The 1,264-nt window shown below is 44.4% G+C and carries 2 protein-coding genes; both read left to right on the top strand.

The window, feature by feature from the left end:
- On the top strand, window positions 1-684 hold a 684-nt coding region (gene sucD / locus H5T41_11180), incomplete at its 5' end, for a succinate--CoA ligase subunit alpha (GenBank protein ID MBC7109321.1).
- 8 nt (window positions 685-692) lie between these two features.
- Window positions 693-1,264 (top strand): 3-hydroxy-3-methylglutaryl-CoA reductase (locus H5T41_11175; protein MBC7109320.1); only part of this gene is annotated, 572 nt, incomplete at its 3' end.

Below are 1,264 nucleotides of genomic sequence, written 5' to 3'. Positions count from 1 at the left end.
GCCAAGGAGGAAACGGATGTAAACGCTTCGATAATATTCGTACCAGCGCCCTTCGCAAAAGACGCGGCCTACGAGGCCATAAAACACCTAGACCTTGTAGTTATAATAACAGAACATATACCAGTCCATGATTCGATGCAAATCATGGAATATGCTAGGAGAATGAAAACAACAATCATAGGCCCTAATACCCCGGGCATAATTACACCTGGAGTCGGTAAATTGGGTATAATGCCAGGGCACATATTCCAGGAGGGGGATATTGGCATAGTTTCAAGGAGCGGGACACTAACCTATGAATTCGCCTACCAGATTACAAACAATGGAATGGGACAGAGCACATGTATAGGTATTGGGGGCGACCCAATAGTAGGCCTAACCTTTGCCGATGTCCTTAAAGAGTTTGAAGAGGACAAGGATACCAGGGCGATACTCATGATAGGGGAAATTGGAGGGGACGCCGAGGAAAGAGCAGCAGAATACATAAAAGAGCACATATCAAAGCCTGTTATGGCATTCATAGCTGGTAGAACAGCACCCCCTGGAAAAAGGATGGGACACGCCGGGGCGATCATAGAAAGGGGTGCGGGGACGGCTGAAAGTAAAATAAGAGCCCTTGAAAGGGCAGATGTGCAAGTGGCTGAAAAGCCGTCAGACATCCCAAAAATGTTAAAAGAATTATAAGGGATCATATGATACAGGAAGAGATAATACAAGGATTAAAAGAAGGAAAGATAAAACTTCACGAAATCGAGAAATATACGAGCATAGAAGAAGCAGTGGAGATAAGAAGATTATTCATAGAAAGAATAACAGGAAAAAAACTAGAACATATCTCCAAATATTCTATAAGCATGGAAGAGGCCCAGAAAAAGAACATAGAAAATCCAATCGGCACAATACAAATACCATTAGGAATCGCGGGGCCCATTAAAATCAGAGGAGAACATGCAAAGGGCGAATTTTACATTCCACTCGCAACATCAGAAGGAGCCCTCGTAGCATCAGTAAACAGGGGATGCTCAGCCATAACAGAAGCCGGGGGCGCCACAGTAAGGATAACAGGGGACAAGATGACAAGAGCACCCGTACTCAGAACAGAGTCGATAGAAGAAGCGATAAAGGTCAGGGGATGGATCCAAGAAAACTTCAGAAGGTTAAAAGAGGCTGCTGAGTCGACAACACGCCACGGGAAACTGGTAAAAATAGACCCAATACTCATAGTAGGCCCCTATGTTTATCCAAGGTTTGTTTTCACAACAGG

The sequence above is a fragment of the Methanomassiliicoccales archaeon genome, from assembly GCA_014361295.1.
GTDB lineage: Archaea > Thermoplasmatota > Thermoplasmata > Methanomassiliicoccales > JACIVX01 > JACIVX01.
This window is presented reverse-complemented; position numbering and strand designations above follow the sequence as displayed.